The 18,088-nt window shown below is 58.0% G+C and carries 17 protein-coding genes; 13 read left to right on the top strand and 4 right to left on the bottom strand.

The window, feature by feature from the left end; translation table 11 throughout:
• The first annotated feature begins 2 nt into the window (after positions 1 to 2).
• Together D5067_RS18310 and D5067_RS18305 are read left to right on the top strand one after the other, a co-directional pair.
• Positions 3 to 878: an ABC transporter permease gene (locus D5067_RS18310; protein WP_119935398.1), complete on the top strand. Its 876-nt coding sequence runs from the start codon at positions 3 to 5 to the stop codon at positions 876 to 878.
• 9 nt (positions 879 to 887) lie between these two features.
• Complete coding sequence (locus tag D5067_RS18305) at positions 888 to 2,489, top strand: gamma-glutamyltransferase family protein (protein WP_119935397.1); 1,602 nt, start codon at positions 888 to 890, stop codon at positions 2,487 to 2,489.
• A gap of 95 nt (positions 2,490 to 2,584) precedes the next feature.
• On the opposite strand, the gene D5067_RS18300 is transcribed toward D5067_RS18305, so the two are convergent.
• On the bottom strand, positions 2,585 to 3,355 hold the full coding sequence (locus D5067_RS18300) for an amidohydrolase (protein ID WP_119935396.1): 771 nt from the start codon (positions 3,353 to 3,355) through the stop codon (positions 2,585 to 2,587).
• A gap of 108 nt (positions 3,356 to 3,463) precedes the next feature.
• On the bottom strand, positions 3,464 to 5,908 hold the full coding sequence (fadE, locus tag D5067_RS18295; protein WP_119935395.1) for an acyl-CoA dehydrogenase FadE: 2,445 nt from the start codon (positions 5,906 to 5,908) through the stop codon (positions 3,464 to 3,466).
• A 239-nt stretch (positions 5,909 to 6,147) separates the two neighbouring features.
• On the opposite strand from fadE, the gene lpcA reads away from it, so the two are divergent.
• Both lpcA and D5067_RS18285 read left to right on the top strand, forming a co-directional pair.
• A complete protein-coding gene (gene lpcA, locus D5067_RS18290) occupies positions 6,148 to 6,726 on the top strand; it encodes a D-sedoheptulose 7-phosphate isomerase (protein WP_119935394.1) in 579 nt (192 codons plus the stop codon).
• Positions 6,727 to 6,772: 46 nt separating this feature from the next.
• The gene (locus tag D5067_RS18285; protein WP_010427885.1) at positions 6,773 to 7,540 is read left to right on the top strand and encodes a class II glutamine amidotransferase; all 768 of its coding nucleotides are present in this window, start codon (positions 6,773 to 6,775) and stop codon (positions 7,538 to 7,540) included.
• On the opposite strand, the gene dpaA is transcribed toward D5067_RS18285, so the two are convergent.
• Complete coding sequence (gene dpaA / locus D5067_RS18280) at positions 7,511 to 8,251, bottom strand: peptidoglycan meso-diaminopimelic acid protein amidase (RefSeq protein WP_119935393.1); 741 nt, start codon at positions 8,249 to 8,251, stop codon at positions 7,511 to 7,513. The genes D5067_RS18285 and dpaA overlap by 30 nt on opposite strands.
• A 299-nt stretch (positions 8,252 to 8,550) precedes the next feature.
• Between dpaA and D5067_RS18275 the strand changes: the two genes are divergently transcribed.
• From D5067_RS18275 to dinB, 8 genes are all read left to right on the top strand, one after another.
• The gene (locus D5067_RS18275; RefSeq protein ID WP_119935392.1) at positions 8,551 to 9,894 is read left to right on the top strand and encodes a Na(+)-translocating NADH-quinone reductase subunit A; all 1,344 of its coding nucleotides are present in this window, start codon (positions 8,551 to 8,553) and stop codon (positions 9,892 to 9,894) included.
• Between the two features lie 3 nt (positions 9,895 to 9,897).
• Positions 9,898 to 11,133 carry an NADH:ubiquinone reductase (Na(+)-transporting) subunit B gene (locus D5067_RS18270; RefSeq protein ID WP_119935391.1) on the top strand — a complete coding sequence of 412 codons (1,236 nt, stop codon included), beginning with the start codon at positions 9,898 to 9,900 and terminating at the stop codon, positions 11,131 to 11,133.
• Positions 11,126 to 11,920 (top strand): Na(+)-translocating NADH-quinone reductase subunit C, encoded by a 795-nt coding sequence (locus tag D5067_RS18265; protein WP_119935390.1) that lies wholly within the window; start codon positions 11,126 to 11,128, stop codon positions 11,918 to 11,920. The genes D5067_RS18270 and D5067_RS18265 overlap by 8 nt, the downstream gene beginning before the upstream one ends.
• Positions 11,913 to 12,551, top strand: coding sequence for an NADH:ubiquinone reductase (Na(+)-transporting) subunit D (locus tag D5067_RS18260; RefSeq protein ID WP_119935389.1), 639 nt, complete (start codon positions 11,913 to 11,915; stop codon positions 12,549 to 12,551). The genes D5067_RS18265 and D5067_RS18260 overlap by 8 nt, the downstream gene beginning before the upstream one ends.
• Before the next feature lie 6 nt (positions 12,552 to 12,557).
• A complete protein-coding gene (gene nqrE, locus D5067_RS18255; RefSeq protein WP_063451768.1) occupies positions 12,558 to 13,154 on the top strand; it encodes an NADH:ubiquinone reductase (Na(+)-transporting) subunit E in 597 nt (198 codons plus the stop codon).
• Positions 13,155 to 13,164: 10 nt separating this feature from the next.
• Positions 13,165 to 14,388: an NADH:ubiquinone reductase (Na(+)-transporting) subunit F gene (gene nqrF / locus D5067_RS18250; RefSeq protein ID WP_119935388.1), complete on the top strand. Its 1,224-nt coding sequence runs from the start codon at positions 13,165 to 13,167 to the stop codon at positions 14,386 to 14,388.
• On the top strand, positions 14,388 to 14,591 hold the full coding sequence (gene nqrM / locus D5067_RS18245; RefSeq protein ID WP_119935387.1) for a (Na+)-NQR maturation NqrM: 204 nt from the start codon (positions 14,388 to 14,390) through the stop codon (positions 14,589 to 14,591). Before nqrF ends, nqrM begins: the two co-directional genes overlap by 1 nt.
• Positions 14,592 to 14,699: 108 nt before the next feature.
• Entirely contained in the window at positions 14,700 to 15,758 is a 1,059-nt protein-coding gene (gene dinB, locus D5067_RS18240; RefSeq protein WP_119935386.1) for a DNA polymerase IV, read from the top strand.
• A gap of 61 nt (positions 15,759 to 15,819) precedes the next feature.
• Here dinB and pepD read toward each other — a convergent pair whose 3' ends face one another.
• Positions 15,820 to 17,277 carry a cytosol nonspecific dipeptidase gene (pepD, locus tag D5067_RS18235; protein ID WP_119935385.1) on the bottom strand — a complete coding sequence of 486 codons (1,458 nt, stop codon included), beginning with the start codon at positions 17,275 to 17,277 and terminating at the stop codon, positions 15,820 to 15,822.
• Between the two features lie 261 nt (positions 17,278 to 17,538).
• On the opposite strand from pepD, the gene gpt reads away from it, so the two are divergent.
• Entirely contained in the window at positions 17,539 to 17,997 is a 459-nt protein-coding gene (gene gpt / locus D5067_RS18230) for a xanthine phosphoribosyltransferase (protein WP_010427903.1), read from the top strand.
• Positions 17,998 to 18,088: the final 91 nt, after the last annotated feature.

Raw genomic sequence — 18,088 nt, 5'->3', positions numbered from 1 at the left:
CCATGGCGGAACTGACGACTCAAACCGTTGCGCCCGCGCTGCCGCGCGCGCAGAACCGGGTGCTCAAGAAATTCGTCGCCAACAAAAGCGCGGTGATGGGGGCCGTGGTGGTGGGCTTCTTTGTGCTGCTTGCGCTACTGGCGCCGTGGATCGCCCCGTTCGATCCGGTCAAAGCTAACTTCCTGGCGGTGCGCAAAGCGCCGTCGGCGATGTACTGGTTCGGCACCGACGAGCTGGGGCGCGATATCCTGTCCCGCATTATCTGGGGGGCGCGCACCTCGCTGATGGCGGGCTGTATGTCGGTGGTGATTGCGGTGGTCATCGGCGTGCCGCTGGGGCTGGTGGCGGGCTACTTCCATAAGATGTGGGACGGCGTTATCTCACGCTTCATTGAAGCGCTGCTGGCCTGCCCGTTCCTGATCATGGCGATCGCGCTCGGGGCGTTCTTAGGCCCAAGCCTGACGAATGCGATGATCGCCATCGGTCTCTCGGCAATGCCGATCTTCGCCCGCCTGACGCGCGGCCAGGTGATCGCCATTCGCAACGAAGAGTACATCGACGGCGCGCGGGCGATTGGCCTGCCGGACCGCTGGATAATCATTAAATACGTCCTGCCTAACGTGATGTCGCCGATCCTCGTGCAGGCCACGCTGGCCATCGCCTCGGCGATTATCGCCGAAGCCAGCCTCTCGTTTTTGGGTTTAGGGCAGCAGCCGCCGAACCCGTCCTGGGGCTCCATGCTCAACACCGCCAAAGGCTTCCTTGAGCAGGCGCCGTGGATGTCTGTCTTCCCCGGTATCGCCATTTTCCTGGCGGTACAGGGCTTTAATTTACTCGGCGACGGGCTGCGCGATGCGCTCGATCCGCGCCACGACTAAGGAGTCATGATGACCAAAGCGCTTGATTTTACGACTGGTTACGATTCACGTCGCCCGCCGATGCTGGGCCACAACGCGGTGGCGACCTCGCAGCCGCTGGCGGCGCAGGCGGGGATGAAGATGCTGCAGCTGGGCGGCAACGCGGTGGATGCAGCGATTGCGACGGCGATGGCGCTGACGGTGGTTGAGCCGACCGGCAACGGGATCGGCAGCGACGCCTTTGCCATCGTCTGGGACGGTGAAAAGCTTCACGGTCTGAACGCCTCGGGCCGCTCGCCGGCCAGCTGGCATGCGGATCTGTTTGCCGGTAAAACGGCGGTGCCGGAAATCGGCTGGGACGCGGTGACCGTGCCGGGGGCGGTATCCGGCTGGGTCGCGCTGGCGGAACGCTTCGGCACGCTGCCGCTGACCACGCTGGCGCAGCCTGCCATAGACTACGCGCGCAACGGTTTCCCGGTTTCTCCGCTGATTGGTCACCTGTGGCAGCGCGGCTATAACAAGCTGAAAGACCAGCCCGGCTTCAGCGCCTGCTTCGCGCCGGAAGGCCGCGCGCCGCGCGTAGGGGAGATTTTCCGTAACCCGGCGCAGGCGAACTCGCTGGAGCTGATTGCGAAAACCAACGGCGACGCGTTTTACCGGGGCGAGCTGGCGCAGAAAATTGCCGCCTTTGCGAAAGAGCACGGCGCGCATCTGACCGAAGAGGACCTGGCGAACCACCGCGTGGACTGGGTGGAGCTGCTGTCGCGCGACTTCGCGGGCGGTTCGGTGCAGGAGCTGCCGCCAAACGGCCAGGGGATCGCCACCCTGATTGCGCTCGGCATTCTCGAGCAGTGCGGCATCGAGCAGCATCACCCGGACTCCGTGCAGGGGCTGCATCTCTCCATCGAGGCTATGAAGCTGGCGCTGGCGGATCTCGACCGCTACGTGGCGGACGAAGAGCATATGGAGTTCGCCGCCAAAGAGCTGCTGAGCGACCACTATCTGAAATCGCGCGCCGCGCTTATTAACCACGACAGCGCCTCTGACTTCGTTTACGGTTCACCGACGCAGAGCGGCACGGTCTACCTCAGCGCCGCGGATTCCAGCGGGATGATGATCTCCTTTATTCAGTCCAACTTTATGGGCTTTGGTTCCGGCATCGTGGTGCCGGACACCGGGATCAGCCTGCAAAACCGCGGCTGCGGGTTTGTGCTGGATCCAACGCACCCGAACGCGCTGGCGGGCAGCAAGCGTCCGTTCCACACCATCATTCCGGGATTTGCGATGGACGGTAACGGCAAGCCGCTGATGTCCTTCGGCGTGATGGGCGGGCCAATGCAGGCGCAGGGGCACATGCAGATGGCGCTGCGCATTATGCTGCACGGGCAAAACCCGCAGGCGGCAATTGACGCTCCGCGCTGGCGCGTGGTGCAGGGCAGGGAGGTGATCGTTGAATCGACGTTCGATCGCAATACGATCGCGGCGCTGCGCGAGCGCGGGCACAAGATCGTGGTGGAAGACCCGCTGCAGGATTACAACTTCGGCGGCGCGCAGGTGATTTACCGTATGCCGGAAGGGCACTACGTTGCCGCGACGGAGAGCCGCAAAGACGGGCAGGCGTTGGTGAGTTAATGTTTTATCCCCCCCTCTCCCACAGGGAGAGGGGGGGAGGGGAAAATTGCAGCTTTCGTAGGCCGGGTAAGGCGTAGCCGCCACCCGGCTTTTTTTCACCCAATGCTAAACGGATCCGCATCCTGCCATGCCGGAAACTTCTCCCGGTACTCCTTCAGCGCCGTTAACGACAGCTCCGCATCAATGCGCGTCGCCTGATGCGGCTCGGCGGTGGCAATAATTTCACCCTGCGGGTTCACCACTCGGCTGTCGCCGCGATAGTGATGCCCGTTGCCGTCCGTTCCCACGCGGTTACAGCCCACCACGTACGCCTGGTTCTCAATGGCGCGCGCCACCAGCAGCGCCTGCCAGTGCAGCGAGCGCGGCGCTGGCCAGTTGGCGACGTACAGCGCCAGGTCATAATCGTTGCGGTTGCGAGACCAGACCGGGAAGCGCAGGTCGTAGCAGACCAGCGGCAAAATGCGCCAGCCGCGCCACTCAAACACCACCCGTTCGTTACCCGCTTCATAGTGATGATGCTCATCCGCCATGCGGAACAGGTGACGTTTATCGTAAAAATGCACTTTCCCTTCCGGCTCAACCAGCAGGAAGCGGTTCACGGGCCCGCGTTCGGTTTGCAGTGCGGCGCTGCCGGCGACCAGCGCGTTGGTCTGCTGCGCTTTGGCATGCATCCACGCCACCACCTCTTCCTGCGGCATCGACTGTTTAGCCGCTTCCATGGCGAAGCCGGTAGTGAACATTTCCGGCAGGACAATCACGTCGCGCCCGGTAATCTCTTCCAGCTGGCGATCGAAGTGGCGCAGGTTGGCTGGGCCATCCATCCACACTAAAGGTTGCTGCAAAATTGAAATCTTCAGACCAGGCACGATACAGACTCCTCAAACGACCGCTTTTTTTCACTGTAGCACGTCATAACGGGAAAATGTGGCAATAAAAAACCCCGCGCGGGGCGGGGTCTATCAGAGCGGAACGCGTTACGCGGCTTCAGGTTTGCGGTGCTTCTCCGGCAGCTTTACCGGCTGCGTCGCCAGCTCTTCCGGTTCGAAATCATCCACGTTAATGCTGCGCAGGCGGCTCTCCTCCGCTTTCACCAGAATTGCGGCTTCAGCGTTATCGATAATGCCACCGGCCAGCGCCTGTTTTGCCAGTGCGTCCAGACGCGTAAACGGCAGGTTTTTACCCAGCTGTTTACAGATCTTCTGGTGAATCGGATCGGCAGCCATCACGTCCAGCAGCGCCTCTTCCAGCAGGCCGACCGGGTTATGCGGTGCAGGTTCCAGGAACTGGCCGCGGCCGATTCGGGAGCGGGTTGCGCTCGGTACCTGCAGGATCTTCGCCACCTTGTGGTCCAGCACGTCGGACGGGGCCAGATGATGACGGCCGGTCGGGAAGATCACCGCGCGCAGCGCGCCTGCCACAAAGCGGTTCGGGAAGTTTGCCAGCAGGTCATCAATCGCCTGCTCGGCCTGATGCATTGCATCCTGGACGCCCCAGTGCACCAGCGGCAGATCCGCTTCCTGTCGGCCTTCGTCGTCGTAGCGCTTCAGTACCGCAGAGGCCAGGAAGATCTGGCTCAGCACGTCGCCCAGACGGGCAGAGATACGCTCGCGACGCTTCAGGCTGCCGCCCAGAACCGCCATGGAAACATCCGACAGCAGAGCCAGGTTGGCGCTCAGGCGGTTCAGGTGTTGATAATAGCGTTTGGTCGCATCACCGGTTGGGGTAGCGCTGGTGAGACCGCGCGTCAGGCCTAGCCAGAAGCTGCGTACCTTATTGCTGCCCACGTGACCGATATGTTTGAACAGCAGCTTGTCGAAAGCGTCCACGTCGTTGTTCTGCGCGGCGGCCATCTCTTCCAGCACGTACGGATGACAGCGGATTGCCCCCTGGCCGAAGATCATCATGCTGCGGGTCAGGATGTTCGCCCCTTCCACGGTGATGGCAATCGGTGCGCCCTGATAGCCGCGCGCCAGGAAGTTGCCTTCGCCGAGCATAATGCCTTTACCGCCTGCGATATCCATCGCGTCAATGATCGACTGCTGCGCGCGGTGGGTACAGTGATACTTCACAATCGCGGACAGCACGGCAGGTTTTTCACCCAGCATGATGCCGTAGGTAATCAGAGAGGCGGCAGCGTCCATCACGTAGGCGTTGCCCGCGATACGCGCCAGCGGCTCTTCGATACCCTCCATCTTGCCGATGGAGATTTTGAACTGACGGCGGATGTGGGCGTAAGCGCCAATCCCCATCGCCACCGACTTCAGGCCGCCGGTTGAGTTCGACGGCAGGGTAATGCCGCGGCCGACCGACAGACATTCCACCAGCATACGCCAGCCCTGACCGGCCATTTTCGGGCCGCCGATGATGTAGTCAATCGGCACAAAAATATCCTGCCCGCGGGTTGGACCGTTCTGGAACGGCACATTCAGCGGGAAGTGACGGCGACCAATTTCAACGCCCGGGGTAGAGGTTGGGATCAGCGCACAGGTAATGCCCAGATCTTCCTCACCTCCCAGCAGTTTTTCCGGGTCAGAGAGCTTAAAGGCCAGACCCAGCACGGTGGCGATAGGCGCCAGCGTGATATAGCGTTTGTTCCAGGTCAGGCGCATGCCCAGCACCTGCTCGCCCTGCCATTCGCCCATGCAGACCACGCCGGTATCCGGAATGGCGCCTGCATCGGAGCCCGCTTCCGGGCTGGTCAGCGCGAAGCAGGGGATTTCCTGACCGCGTGCCAGACGCGGCAGATAGTGATCTTTCTGCTCTTCAGTACCGTAATGCTGCAGCAGTTCGCCCGGGCCTAAGGAGTTTGGCACGCCAACGGTGATCGCCAGGATCCCCGACACGCCCGCCAGCTTTTGCAGCACGCGAGCCTGAGCGTAGGCCGAGAACTCCAGCCCGCCGTACTCTTTCTTGATGATCATCGCGAAGAAGCGATGTTCTTTCAGATACGCCCACAGCTCCGGCGGCAGATCGGCCATTTCATGGGTGATGGCAAAGTCGTTGGCCATGCGGCACGCTTCTTCCACCGGACCGTCGATAAAGGCCTGTTCTTCTGCGGTCAGGCGCGGCTGTGGATAGTTGTGCAGCTTTTTCCAGTCCGGGTTGCCCTGGAACAGGTCGCCTTCCCACCAGGTGGTGCCTGCGTCAATCGCTTCTTTCTCGGTGCGCGACATCGGCGGCATCACTTTGCGGAAGCCCTTAAACACCGGTGCGGAGATCATTGATTTACGCATCGGGGTCAGGTTTAACGGCAAAAGGATGAGGGCCAGCGGAACCAAAAGCCAGATGTTCCAGAGACCTGCGACGCCAAGCGCAGCCGTCCAGGCCAGTAGAATCAGGCTACTCAGGAATAAACTTACGCGGTGATAGAACAGCACACCGAGCAGAACAACGGTTGCGAGAATGCTCAAAATCATCATAAAGAAAAGCTCCCTTGCTTGTAGGAGGTCTGACCACTTGTGATGATATGGTTGTAGTTGATGTGAATTCCTTTAGCAATGTGTTTACAAAATAATTACAACCTGGTTCACATTGTTCGCGTTTTAGTCGGCACAAAAAATCAAAACGCCGGACGTTTCGCATGGCTTTAGCTTCTCGCTTTTATCGCTATCCGGTACACTCCACTGTGTTATTTCATCAATACTGAAGGATTATCCTCATGTACCAGGATCTTATTCGTAACGAACTGAACGAAGCGGCGGAAACGCTGGCAAACTTTCTGAAAGATGATGCCAATATTCACGCTATTCAGCGCGCAGCCGTCCTGCTGGCCGACAGCTTTAAAGCCGGCGGCAAAGTGCTCTCCTGCGGTAACGGGGGTTCTCACTGTGACGCGATGCACTTCGCAGAAGAGCTGACCGGACGCTATCGTGAAAACCGTCCGGGCTACCCGGCGATTGCGATTTCCGACGTGAGCCACATCTCCTGCGTTGGCAACGATTTCGGTTACGACTACATCTTTTCCCGCTACGTTGAAGCGGTGGGACGTGAAGGTGACGTGCTGCTGGGGATTTCGACCTCCGGCAACTCCGGCAACGTGATCAAAGCGATCGCCGCCGCGCGTGAAAAAGGGATGAAGGTCATCACCCTGACCGGTAAAGATGGCGGTAAGATGGACGGTACAGCGGATATCGAAATTCGCGTTCCGCACTTCGGTTATGCTGACCGTATTCAGGAAATTCACATCAAAGTGATCCATATCCTGATTCAACTGATCGAAAAAGAGATGGTTAAGTAAGACTTCGCTGGGGGCACTCTTGCCCCCGCTGTTGTGGAGGTGTTGTATGTGCGAACTGCTCGGGATGAGCGCCAATGTGCCAACCGATATCTGCTTTAGCTTCACCGGGCTGGTTCAGCGCGGCGGGGGAACCGGGCCGCATAAAGACGGCTGGGGCATCACCTTCTACGAAGGCAAAGGGTGTCGCACGTTCAAAGATCCACAGCCCAGCTTTAACTCACCGATTGCCAAACTGGTGCAGGACTACCCCATCAAGTCCCGCTCGGTGATTGCGCACATCCGCCAGGCAAACCGCGGCGAAGTGGCGCTGGAAAACACCCATCCTTTCACCCGCGAGCTGTGGGGCCGTAACTGGACCTACGCGCACAATGGGCAGCTCACGGGCTATAAATCGCTGGAAACGGGAAACTTCCGCCCCGTAGGTGAAACCGACAGCGAAAAAGCCTTTTGCTGGCTGCTGCACAAGCTGACAGAGCGCTACCCGCGTACTCCGGGCAACATGGCCGCCGTATTCAAATACATCGCGACGCTGGCGTCTGAGCTACGTGAAAAAGGCGTGTTTAACATGCTGTTGTCCGACGGGCGCTACGTGATGGCGTTCTGCTCGACGAATCTGTTCTGGATAACGCGCCGCGCGCCGTTTGGCGTCGCTACGCTGCTCGATCAGGATGTGGAGATAGACTTTCAGAAAGAGACCACACCGAACGATGTGGTCACGGTCATTGCGACGCAGCCGCTAACGGGCAACGAAACCTGGCAAAAGATTATGCCAGGCGAGTGGGTACTATTTTGCCTCGGGGACCGCGTAATTTGACGCCAGCTGCGGCTGGACGACTTCGTGGCTCAGCGGCTTGCTGACCACGTAACGGCCATCCACGATGGAGACAATCGGCGGCTTATGGGTCTGGGCGAAATAGTCGTAGCCCGGTTTCAGCTGTTTCCAGAACTCCGCGTAGGTCGAGTACTTGTGACGCGCCATGTTGGCATCGGTCATGCGGAACGGATAAATGCTGACCTGAACGTTAGGCTGGCCGAAGACGAGCGCGCCGGTCACAAACTGGAAAATTTCATCAATGCCGGAGTCGGTCATCGCGTAACAGCCGACGGACACGCAGGCGCCGTGGATCATCAGATATTTACCTTCATAACCGTGTGCACGGTCAAAGGCATTCGGGAAGCCGATGTTAATCGCTTTGTAGAAGCGGCTGTCAGGCTTTAGCTGGTTACGCTGAACGTTATAAAACCCTTCCGGACTTTTGAAATCGCCCTGACGCTGTTTTGGCCCCAGCCCGCCGGAGTAGTTACAAATTTTGTAACTATCAAGCAGCTGATATGTCTCGCCCATTTTCACAAACAGATCGAGCGTGCGCTCTTCCTTGAATATTTGAATATAAACCGGCGATCCCATTAACTGCTGTTTATATTCCTTGCTGACCGGCGTCGTTGAGCTATTACTGCTGAGCAGCCCGGCAAACGAAATACACGGCATCAGAAGCATCGCAATGAACAATGCGATTTTACGCATACTACTGGTTCCTTGATAAAACTATGACCAACTTGCCAGGACGGCAAAAGAAACCCGAAATCAGATAAATCTGGACAGGAGCGCTCACATTAGCACCGATATAGATTTTCGCAAGAGCCAACCTTTGGGTTTACACATTAGTTTGACTTTATAACCGATCCAAACCGCCCTGACTCCAGGAACTTTGCGCAATAGCTCGCAATTTGGCGCGCTCAGCCGCGGATTCCCTGCACTCGTCAGGGGGAAAATGATAAACTTCGCTCCCACTGGATTGTTGTTCATGGATACCTGCTAACCACATGTTTAGAATCAGAAAAGGACTTGATCTGCCGATCTCCGGCGTGCCTGAACAGCACGTGGCAACGGGCGCCAGCATTCGTCATGTCGCCATATTGGGGGACGACTATCTGGGGATGCGCCCCTCAATGCGGGTGCAGGAGGGCGATCGCGTCGTTAAGGGCCAGGCGCTCTTCGAAGATAAAAAAAATCCCGGCGTCCTGTTTACGGCCCCCGCCAGCGGCACCGTCGTGGCGATCAACCGGGGGGAGCGCCGCATTCTGCAGTCGGTCGTCATCGGCATTGACGGCGACGAGCAGCGCGAGTTTGCGCGCTATGATCCAGAAGACCTCACTACGCTGAGCCGGGATGCTGTACAGGCGCAGCTGCTGGAGTCCGGTTTATGGACGGCGTTTCGCACGCGTCCCTTCAGCAAATCTCCGGTGCCCGGCACCGAACCTGCCGCTGTATTCGTTACGGCAATCGACACCAACCCGCTCAGCGTAGATCCGCAGCCCGTTATTCTGGCGCAGCGAAAGGCGTTTGATGCCGGGTTGACCGTGTTAACGCGCCTGACCTCGGGCAAGGTGCATGTCTGTCAGGCCAGCGGCGGCAAGCTCGGGGGCCATTCTCACGGGCAAGTCACCTTTAATGAATTCGCCGGCCCGCATCCGGCGGGGCTGGTGGGAACCCATATCCACTTCCTGGAACCGGTGAGCCTGACGAAGCAGGTCTGGCACCTTAACTATCAGGACGTGATTGCCATCGGGAAGCTCTTCACGACAGGCGAACTGTGTGCTGAACGTGTAATTGCCCTCGGTGGGCCGCAGGCGGTCAATCCCCGCCTGGTGCGCACCCTTATGGGCGCGGATATCCACGAACTGCTGGCAGACGAAACGAAAGCGGGCGAGAACCGTCTGATTTCCGGCTCCGTGCTCAGCGGCCGCCATGCGGTGGGGGCGCAGGCTTATCTGGGACGCTTCCATCTTCAGGTGAGCATCGTGCAGGAAGGACGTGAGAAAGAGCTGTTCGGCTGGGTGCTGCCCGGCGCGGATAAGTTCTCCGTCACTCGCACCACCCTGGGCCACTTCCTGCGCCACAAGCTCTTTAACTTCTCCACCAGCACCCACGGCGGTGAGCGTGCGATGGTACCCATTGGTAACTACGAGCGCGTGATGCCGCTGGACATTCTGCCGACCGTGCTGCTGCGCGATCTCCTTGCCGGAGACACTGACGGGGCGCAGGCGCTGGGCTGCCTGGAGCTGGACGAAGAAGATCTGGCGCTCTGTACCTATGTGTGTCCGGGCAAATACGAATACGGACCCGTATTGCGCGAGGTGTTAACCCGCATTGAGCAGGAAGGATAACCGATGGGCTTAAAACACCTCTTTGAAAAAATAGAGCCGCACTTCACCGAGGGTAAGCTGAAAAAGTATTACCCGCTGTATGAAGCGACGGCGACCATATTCTACACGCCGGGGCTGGTGACGAAGGGGGCGGCGCACGTTCGCGACGCCATCGACCTCAAGCGAATGATGATTCTGGTCTGGTTTGCGGTCTTCCCGGCCATGTTCTGGGGGATGTACAACGTCGGCCTGCAGACCATCCCGGCGCTGCACCATCTGTACGATGCACCGCAGCTGGCGCAGGTCATCCAGTCTGACTGGCACTACCGTCTGGCGCAGTCCCTCGGCGTGAGCTTCAGCGCTGAGGCAGGCTGGATAAGCATGATGACGCTGGGCGCCGTCTTCTTCCTGCCGATTTACATGACCGTCTTTATCGTGGGCGGTTTCTGGGAAGTACTGTTCGCCATCATCCGCAAGCACGAGATCAACGAAGGCTTCTTCGTTACCTCTATTCTGTTTGCGCTGATTGTGCCCCCGACGCTGCCGCTCTGGCAGGCGGCGCTGGGGATCAGCTTTGGCGTGGTCATTGCTAAAGAGATCTTCGGCGGCACCGGGCGTAACTTCCTCAACCCGGCGCTGGCGGGGCGTGCGTTCCTGTTCTTTGCCTATCCGGCGCAAATCTCTGGCGACCTGGTGTGGACGGCGGCAGACGGTTTCTCCGGCGCGACGCCGCTTTCACAGTGGGCGGCAGGCGGCGGCGAAACGCTGGTTAACAACGCGACGGGCCAGCCTGTCACCTGGCTTGATGCCTTTATTGGCAACATCCCGGGCTCCATTGGGGAAGTCTCTACGCTGATGATTTTGCTCGGTGGGGCCATTATTCTGTTTGGCCGCGTGGCGTCCTGGCGCATCGTGGCGGGCGTTATGGTGGGCATGGTGCTCACCGCCACGCTGTTCAATCTTATTGGTTCAACCACCAACCCGATGTTCTCAATGCCGTGGTACTGGCATCTGGTTCTCGGCGGCTTTGCCTTCGGCATGATGTTTATGGCGACTGACCCGGTCTCAGCCTCGTTTACCGACAAAGGTAAATGGAGCTACGGGGGGCTCATTGGCGTGATGTGCGTATTGATTCGCGTGGTCAACCCGGCGTATCCGGAAGGGATGATGTTGGCCATTTTATTTGCCAACCTGTTTGCGCCGCTGTTCGACTACCTGGTCGTGCGCGCCAACATTAAGCGGAGGAAGGCGCGTGGCTGAGGTTAAAAATAACGACAGCATCAGCAAAACGCTGCTGGTGGTGCTGGTGCTCTGCCTTGTCTGTTCGGTTGTGGTGGCCGGCTCTGCCGTGGGGTTAAAGCCGCTGCAGCAGGAACAGCGCGCGCTGGATAAACAGCGCAATATTCTCGCCGTCGCCGGGCTGATGCAGGAAGGGATGACGAAGGATGACGTTGCGGAGGTATTTGCAGAACGCATCTCCACACGGCTGGTGGATTTGAAAACCGGTGAACTGCTGGACAAAGACCCGGCGAAATATAACCAGGCGCAGGCGCTAAAAGATCCGCAGATGAGCACCGCCCTTGATGCATCACAGGACCCGGCGGGCATTAAGCGCCGCAGCAATCTTGCGGAGATCTACCTGGTCCGCGATGAACAAAAGCGCGTGCAGGAAGTGGTTTTGCCCATCTACGGCAACGGGTTATGGTCAATGATGTACGCCTTTGTGGCGCTGGATCCCGATGGCCGTACGGTCAAAGGCATTACGTATTATGACCAGGGCGAAACGCCGGGGCTTGGGGGCGAAATTGAGAACCCTAACTGGCGTGCGCAGTTCGTCGGGAAGAAAGTGCTCGACGACAGCGGCCAGCCCGCGCTGAGAGTGATGAAAGGGGCGGCACGTCCGGGAGACGACTACGCCGTAGACGGGCTTTCCGGGGCGACGCTCACCTCCAACGGGGTGCAGCACAGTTTTGATTTCTGGATGGGCGAGCTGGGCTTTGGTCCTTTCCTGAAAAACGTACGTGAAGGAGCGCTGAACAATGGCTGATACGGGCGAACTCAAAGAAGTTAAAAAGGTGCTCATTGGCCCGCTGTTAGCCAATAACCCGATCACCCTCCAGGTTCTGGGCGTCTGTTCGGCGCTGGCGGTGACCACCAAACTGGAAACCGCGCTGGTGATGACCGTGGCGGTCACGCTGGTGACGGCGTTTTCCAGCATGTTCATCTCCACGATCCGTCACCACATCCCGAACAGCGTGAGGATCATCGTGCAGATGGCGATCATCGCCTCGCTGGTGATCGTGGTCGATCAGCTGCTGCGCGCTTTCGCCTACGAAACCTCAAAACAGCTGTCGGTGTTTGTCGGGCTGATCATCACCAACTGTATCGTGATGGGGCGTGCGGAAGCGTACGCCATGAAAATGCCGCCGCTGGCGAGCTTTATGGACGGTATCGGCAACGGCCTTGGTTACGGCGCGATCCTGCTGACGGTAGGGTTCCTGCGCGAGCTGATTGGCAGCGGCAAGCTGTTTGGCATCACGGTGCTCGACACGGTGCAGAACGGCGGCTGGTATCTGCCAAACGGTCTGTTCCTGCTGGCACCCAGCGCATTTTTCATTATCGGTTTGCTGATTTGGCTGATTCGCACGCTGAAGCCTGAACAGCAGGAAAAGGAGTAACCGACAATGGCTCATTACCTGAGTTTGTTTGTGCGCGCGGTGTTTGTTGAAAACATGGCGCTCGCGTTCTTCCTGGGCATGTGTACCTTCCTCGCGGTGTCCAAAAAGGTGTCGACGGCATTTGGTCTGGGCGTGGCGGTGACGGTCGTGCTGGGGCTTTCTGTGCCTATTAACAACCTGGTGTTTAACTACGTGCTCCGGGACGGCGCGCTGGTGGAGGGGGTCGATCTCAGCTTCCTGAACTTCATCACCTTTATCGGGGTGATTGCCGCGCTGGTGCAAATCCTTGAGATGATCCTCGATAAGTATTTCCCCTCGCTCTACAACGCCCTGGGGATTTTTCTCCCGCTGATTGCGGTGAACTGCGCCATCTTCGGTGGCGTGTCGTTCATGGTTCAGCGCGACTACAACTTCAGCGAGTCGGTTGTTTATGGCTTTGGTTCCGGTATCGGGTGGATGCTGGCGATTGTCACCATGGCGGGGATCCGCGAAAAAATGAAATATGCCAACGTGCCCGCAGGGCTGCGCGGCTTAGGGATCACCTTTATCACCACCGGGCTAATGGCGCTGGGCTTTATGTCCTTCTCCGGTGTGCAGCTATAAGGGCTAACAGATGGAAATAATTCTTGGCGTGGTGATGTTCACGCTGATTGTACTGGTGCTGTCGGGGCTGATTCTGGCCGCACGCGCGAAGCTGGTGAACGCAGGCGATGTCGTTATTGATATCAACGACGATCCGCAGAATCAGATCCGCACGCCTGCCGGCGACAAGCTGCTTAACACGCTTTCCGGTAACGGGATTTTTGTCTCCTCAGCCTGCGGCGGAGGCGGCTCCTGCGGGCAGTGCCGCGTAAAAGTGAAGGAGGGCGGCGGCGATATCCTGCCAACCGAGCTTTCGCACATTTCGAAACGCGAGGCAAAAGAGGGCTGTCGGCTGGCGTGCCAGGTCGCGGTGCGCCAGAACATGAAAATCGAGCTCCCGGAGGAGATCTTCGGCGTTAAAAAATGGGAGTGCGAGGTTATCTCCAATGATAACAAAGCCACCTTTATTAAAGAGCTGAAGCTTCGCGTTCCAGAAGGAGAGAGCGTTCCGTTCCGGGCGGGCGGTTACATCCAGATTGAGTGCCCGGCGCATACCGTGGCGTATACTGATTTCGACGTACCGGACGAATACCGTGCCGACTGGGATAAATTTAATCTCTTCCGCTTTGTCTCTGAGGTGAAGGAGCCAACGCTGCGCGCCTACTCCATGGCAAACTATCCGGAAGAGAAAGGCATCATCATGCTGAACGTGCGTATCGCCACGCCGCCGCCTAACGTGCCGGACGCGCCGCCGGGCATTATGTCTTCCTACATTTGGTCACTCAAGCCGGGCGACAAGGTGACGATTTCCGGCCCGTTCGGGGAATTCTTCGCTAAAGATACCGACGCGGAAATGGTCTTTATCGGCGGCGGTGCCGGTATGGCGCCGATGCGCTCGCATATTTTCGACCAGCTCAAGCGGCTTGGCAGCCAGCGTAAAATCAGCTTCTGGTACGGAGCGCGTTCGCTGCGGGAAATGTTCTATGACGAGGAGTTTGAACAGCTCGCGCGTGAGAACCCGAACTTTACCTTCCACGTGGCGCTCTCCGATCCGCAGCCGGAAGATAGCTGGACCGGCTACACGGGGTTCATCCACAACGTGCTGTATGAAAACTATCTCAGGCAGCACCCGGCCCCGGAAGACTGCGAGTTCTATATGTGTGGGCCGCCAATGATGAACGCCGCCGTGATCAAGATGCTTCACGACCTTGGCGTGGAAGACGAAAACATCATGCTCGATGACTTTGGAGGCTAATGATGGTGACGTTTCTGGCAACATTCGCCGTGTTTGTGCTGGTGGTATTCGGTATGTCTTTAGGCTGGATCGTTAAGCGTAAAAGCATTCAGGGCAGCTGTGGGGGGATTTCATCTCTCGGTATGGAAAAGGTTTGCGACTGCCCGGAACCCTGCGATGCCCGGAAAAAAAGAATGGCCCGTGAACAGCAGCGCATTATTTAAGTTTTTGTAGGCCGGGTAAGGCAAAGCCTTCACCCGGCGTTCTTACATCCGCTTCTCAACCCTCATTTATTTACTGTATACTTATCCAGTGATGAGTGAGGGCTTACTATGCGCAAAATAATCCATGTCGATATGGACTGCTTTTTTGCCGCAGTGGAGATGCGAGACAACCCGGCGCTGCGGGATATTCCCATCGCCATTGGCGGCAGCCGCGTTCAGCGCGGTGTGATCAGCACCGCCAACTACCCCGCGCGCAAATTTGGCGTGCGCAGCGCCATGCCGACCGCGACGGCGCTCAAGCTCTGCCCGCATCTCACCCTTTTGCCCGGCCGCTTCGAGGCGTACAAGGAAGCGTCGGTGCATATCCGGGAGATCTTCTCGCGTTACACGTCACTGATTGAACCCCTCTCGCTGGATGAAGCCTACCTCGATGTGACTGACAGCCTGCACTGCCACGGTTCCGCCACGCTGATGGCTCAGGAAATTCGCCAGACCATTTTCAACGAGCTGAACCTGACCGCGTCAGCGGGGGTCGCGCCGGTGAAGTTTCTCGCTAAAATCGCGTCCGACTTAAATAAACCCAACGGCCAGTACGTCATCACCCCTGAAGAGGTTCCGGCGTTTTTAAAGACGCTGCCGCTTGGCAAAATTCCGGGGGTGGGTAAAGTCTCGGCCGCAAAGCTTGAAAACATGGGGCTGCGCACCTGTGAAGACGTACAGCGAAGCGACCTCGCCATGCTGCTCAAGCGCTTCGGGAAGTTTGGCCGCGTGCTGTGGGAGCGCAGCCAGGGCATTGACGATCGTGACGTAAACAGCGAACGGCTGCGAAAATCCGTTGGGGTTGAACGCACGTTAATTGAAGACATCCACGACTGGTCTGACTGCGAGACCATTATCACAGAGCAGCTCTATCCCGAGCTGGAGCGGCGCTTAATCAAGGTGAAACCGGACCTGCTGATCGCACGTCAGGGGATCAAGTTAAAATTCAACGATTTTCAGCAGACCACGCAGGAACACGTCTGGCCGCGTCTGAATAAAGAGGATCTTATCGCGACGGCGAAAAAGGCATGGGAAGAACGACGAGGCGGGCGCGGGGTGAGGCTGGTGGGATTGCACGTCACGCTGCTGGATCCGCAGTTAGAGCGGCAGCTGGTTTTGGGATTGTAAAACGCCCGGTGGCGAGAGGTTTTTCACCCTCTCCCTTTGGGAGAGGGCTGGGGTGAGGGTGTTACTTAACTGGGATCGCCTTCAGCAGTTCAGTCAGCAGCGTCCAGTAGTGGCCAACGCTTTCGATATGAACCTGCTCATCCGGCGAGTGCGGGCCGGTGATGGTTGGCCCGATAGACACCATGTCCATCTCCGGATACGGTTTCTTGAACAGACCACATTCCAGACCGGCGTGGATAACCTGAATATTCGGCGTGCTGTTGAACAGACGCTGATAGGTTTCACGCACCAGCGCCATGACCGGAGAGGTTGCATCCGGCTGCCAGCCCGGGTAGCTGCCTTTTGCAGACGTTTTCGCGCCTGCCAGCGTGCCCAGGGATTCCAGCATGCTCACCACGTACTCTTTGCCGCTGTCGATCAGAGAGCGGATCAGGCAGATAATCTCCGCGCTGTCTTCAGCCATGGTCACTACGCCCACGTTCAGCGAGGTTTCGACCACGCCTTTCGCGACGTCAGAGTTGCGGATCACGCCGTTTGGCGTTGCGTTCAGCAGCTGAACGAAGCCGTCGCGTGACCGTGCGGTCAGCGCCGCTTTATCTGTAGAAACAGATTCCAGCACCACGGTCAGGTTTTTCTCTTTCTCAGACAGCTCGTTTTTCAGGATGTCGAGATAAACGCTGGAGAGTTTTTTCAGCTCGTCTGCTTTCGCAGCAGGCACGGCGACGGTGGCGAAGGCTTCACGTGGGATCGCGTTGCGCAGGGTGCCGCCGTTGAAATCTACCAGACGCAGATCCAGCTCGGCCGCGTGGCCCGCCAGGAAACGTGCCAGCAGTTTGTTGGCGTTGCCCAGGCCCAGGTGAATATCGCCGCCGGAGTGGCCGCCCTTCAGCCCTTTCAGCGTCAGCTTGAAGGTCTCGAAGCCAGCAGGAATGGCTTCACGGGACAGCGGCAGGGTAGAGATGAAGTCGATCCCGCCCGCACAGCCCATATAGATCTCGCCTTCTTCTTCGGAGTCGGTGTTGATCAGAATGTCCGCCTGCAGCCAGTTAGCCTGCAGACCGAACGCCCCGTCCATGCCCGCTTCTTCGGTCATGGTCAGCAAGACTTCCAGCGGACCATGCTCAACGCTGTCGTCCGCCAGGACTGCCAGTGCAGAGGCCATACCAATACCGTTATCCGCGCCCAGGGTCGTGCCGCGCGCTTTCACCCACTCACCGTCGATGTACGGCTGGATAGGATCTTTAGTGAAGTCGTGAACGGTATCGTTGTTTTTCTGTGGAACCATGTCCAGGTGCGCCTGCAGCACAACCGGTTTGCGGTTCTCCATGCCTGCAGTTGCGGGTTTACGGATCAGAATGTTGCCAACCTGGTCACGCTCGGCGTGCAGGCCCTTTTCCTTCGCCCAGCCCATAATATGTTCGGCAAGCTGTTCTTCGTGATAGGAAGGGTGCGGAATAGAGCAGATTTTGGCAAAAATATCCCACAGGGGCTGTGGAGATAACTGAGACAGTTCAGACACGATAAGTCTCCTTGTCGATGCACTGCAAAACAATGTTGCAGGTCACAGGGTTAGCAGGTTAATAGTTACCACAAGTCAGGCTTGCGAGATGCCTTTGAGAATACCACTTTCTCCGGCGGCGGGTAGCATAAAGCATGTAAAAACTCAGGCTCAGGGCGCTAAACACTGGTTTTTAGTGCGTCAGATCTCTATAATCTCGCGCAACCTATTTCCCCCTAGAACACTTTTTAAGCCGTTTATAAACAGGCTGGGACACTTCACATGAGCGAAAAATACGTCGTCACCTGGGACATGTTGCAGATTCACGCACGCAAACTGGCTGCGCGTCTGATGCCTTCCGAACAGTGGAAAGGCATTATTGCCGTTAGCCGTGGCGGTCTGGTACCGGGGGCGCTGCTGGCACGTGAGCTGGGTATTCGTCATGTCGATACCGTATGTATCTCCAGCTATGACCACGACAACCAGCGTGAGCTGACCGTGCTGAAGCGCGCGGAAGGCGACGGTGAAGGCTTCATCGTTATCGATGACCTGGTGGATACCGGCGGTACCGCGGTGGCTATCCGTGAAATGTATCCAAAAGCGCACTTCGTCACGATCTTCGCCAAACCTGCTGGTCGCCCACTGGTTGATGATTACGTGATTGATATCCCTCAGGATACCTGGATTGAACAGCCATGGGATATGGGCGTGGTCTTCGTACCGCCTATTTCAGGCCGTTAATACCAGCACGTAACTTTACACGCCCGGCATGCCGGGCGTTGTTCTTTTTAGTCCGCAGCGCGTTACAATAGTCTTCATCTGACGTATCCAT

This window comes from Enterobacter huaxiensis, from assembly GCF_003594935.2.
In the GTDB taxonomy this organism is placed as follows: domain Bacteria; phylum Pseudomonadota; class Gammaproteobacteria; order Enterobacterales; family Enterobacteriaceae; genus Enterobacter; species Enterobacter huaxiensis.
The sequence above is the reverse complement of the archived record's forward strand: the minus strand, read 5'-3'. Positions and strand labels throughout refer to the sequence as shown.